General features: G+C 62.8%; 2 protein-coding genes. Both read left to right on the top strand.

Features of this window, described 5'->3' with window-relative positions:
• The first annotated feature begins 176 nt into the window (after positions 1 to 176).
• On the top strand, positions 177 to 1,700 hold the full coding sequence (gene istA, locus RN629_RS18085) for an IS21 family transposase (RefSeq protein WP_081628012.1): 1,524 nt from the start codon (positions 177 to 179) through the stop codon (positions 1,698 to 1,700).
• The gene (gene istB / locus RN629_RS18090; RefSeq protein ID WP_006949666.1) at positions 1,697 to 2,542 is read left to right on the top strand and encodes an IS21-like element helper ATPase IstB; all 846 of its coding nucleotides are present in this window, start codon (positions 1,697 to 1,699) and stop codon (positions 2,540 to 2,542) included. Before istA ends, istB begins: the two co-directional genes overlap by 4 nt.
• The last annotated feature ends 93 nt before the right edge of the window (positions 2,543 to 2,635 follow it).

The following is a 2,635-nucleotide window of genomic DNA, read 5'->3' on the forward strand; positions in this document are numbered from 1 at the left end:
TGCACAGCGACATCGCAGTTGAAGGGTCAGCGACATCGTAGATGACGTGTGGGGGGAAGCGGAGGCCGGGCGTAGCCCGGACGTAGCTTCCCCCCACACGGGCGCGGGTTTCCCCGTGCCGTTGGCGGCGACAGCGGTCAGGATGGTCCGATCTTCAACGCCAAGAAGAGGATCGGATGCCTGGCCGTCCCATCACCGACCAACAGCAGAGGTACTACATGTCCCTTCGTCAAAAACACCCGCAAAAAGCGGCCGCCGCCATGGCGGGCTTTTCCACCAGCACGGGCTACCGGACAGAGAAAGATCCCCGGTCGCCATCGGAGCGTCGCCGGGAGCGACGTCATGGCGGCGGCAGGCCAGATCCGCTCGCCGAACTGTGGGATAAAGAAATCGTGCCTTTGCTCGAGAGCACGCCGGGCCTGAAGCCCATCTCTATTCTTGGGGAGCTGGAGCAACGCCACCCCGGTCTCGATCTAACACCAGCCCGCAGGACCCTGGAACGCCGGATACGGCTATGGAAGGCCGAGTATGGACCAGAGCGTGAGGTCATCTTCCGGCAGGACCATCCGCCAGGCCGACAGGGCATGTCGGATTTCTTTGACGCCCGCGATCTGAAGGTCACCATCTCCGGCAATCCGAGCCCGCACCTGATCTATCACTTCGCGCTGGTCTATTCCGGGTGGGAGCATGCCGAGGTCGTGCTGGGAGGAGAAAGCTTCACGGCGCTGGCCTGCGGCCTTCAGAATGCGCTGTGGCAGCTTGGCGGCGTGCCGCACGAGCATCGCACCGATAGCCTCTCCGCGGCGTTCGCCAACCTGGAGCAAGATGCCCAGGAAGATCTGCGGACCCGCTATGCCGCCCTGTGCGCCGATTACCAGATGGAGCCCACCCGCAACAATCGCGGGGTCGCCCATGAGAATGGGTCCATAGAAAGCCGTCATGGTCACCTTAAGGATCGGCTCGATCAGGCACTCCAGTTGCGCGGGACACGTGACTTCGCCTCCATCGAGGACTGGCGCACGTTCCTCGCCCAGATCGTGGGCCGCCACAATGCCCGGCGGCGCGATGCCTTGCGCATCGAAGCTGAGCACCTGCGCCCGTTACCTTCACGCCGCAGCTGCGATTATGATGAAGCTACGGTGCTCGTCACCTCATCGGGCGGCTTCGTGCTGCGCAAGGTCTTCTACACCGTGCCTTCCCGGCTCATCGGCCATAGCCTGCGAGCCAGGATCTTCGATGACCGGATCGACCTTTATCTGGCCGGGCAGCCCATCGAGACCCTGCCACGCGGGAGGGCGCCCGATCGCGGACGGGGCGGTCATGACCACGTAGTCAATTATCGGCACGTGATCCACAGCCTGCGTACCAAGCCCCACGCGCTGGCAAACCTTGTCTATCGCGACAAGCTCTTCCCTCGCAGCGAATATCGCCGCTGCTGGGATGCTCTGGAGGGTGCGCTTCCCAAAGCCGCCGCATGCCGCAGCATGGTGGGGCTGCTGTGGCTTGCGCATGACCAGGCCTGCGAGGCTGAGCTCGCCGCGACCCTGACCGGCATACTCGATGGCCAGGGTTTACCCGATCTGAGGGATCTGCAGGAGCGCTTCCAACGCCCCGGCAAAGAGCCGGCCGATGTGGTCGTCGATATTCCCCAGCCTGACACATACGACGATCTGCTCACCGCCAGGGAGATGGCCGCATGAGCATCACTGTCGACACCGCCCAGCTGCCCATGTTGCTTGGCACGCTGCGTCTGCCCACCATTGCCCGTCTCTGGCCGGACTTCTGTTCACGAGCGGACAAGGAGGGGTGGCCGGCTTCGCGCCTGCTGGCAGCCTTGGCCGAACTGGAACTCGCCGAACGCGAACAACGCCGGATCCAGCGCCATCTTACAGAAGCACGGCTGCCTCCCGGCAAGACCCTGGATGCCTTCGACTTCAGCCTCGTTCCCACCTTGAGCAAGGCCCAGGTCATGGCTCTGACCCAAGGAGATGCCTGGCTCAAGGCGGGCCACAATCTTCTGGCATTTGGTCCGCCCGGTGCCGGCAAGAGCCACGCCGCAGCCGCCATCGGCAACGAGCTCGTCGCGCGCGGATACCGGGTCTTCTTCACCCGAACCACCGATCTCGTCCAGCGTTTGCAGGCCGCACGTCAGTCCCTGACCTTGACCCAGGAGATCGCCAGGCTCGACCGCTTCGACCTGCTCATCCTCGATGACCTGTCCTACGTCCGCAAGGACCAGGCAGAGACCAGCGTCCTGTTCGAACTCATCTCTGCCAGATACGAAAGGCGCTCCATCATGATCACCGCCAACCAACCATTCAGCGGTTGGGATTCCATTTTTTTGGATAAGGCAATGACTGTCGCTGCCATCGACAGGCTCGTTCACCACGCCACTATCCTGGAAATGAACGTCGAGAGCTATCGCAGGCGATCCGCCCTGGCCTCAGCGACATCGCTCCGCGACAGTGCTCCTGATCCAGCGACATCGCCCAGCGACATCGAAACCATGCCAGCGACATCGCTGCGCGACAACGCCTCTTGATCCAGGCCAACCTCGTGTGACACTATCCCCAACGTCACCGCTGACACATCACCATCAATGTCGCTGACCAGTCACCGACGATGTCGCGCTACA

The organism is Facivitalis istanbulensis (genome assembly GCF_040560405.1).
In the GTDB taxonomy this organism is placed as follows: Bacteria; Pseudomonadota; Alphaproteobacteria; order Sphingomonadales; family Sphingomonadaceae; genus Sphingomonas; species Sphingomonas istanbulensis.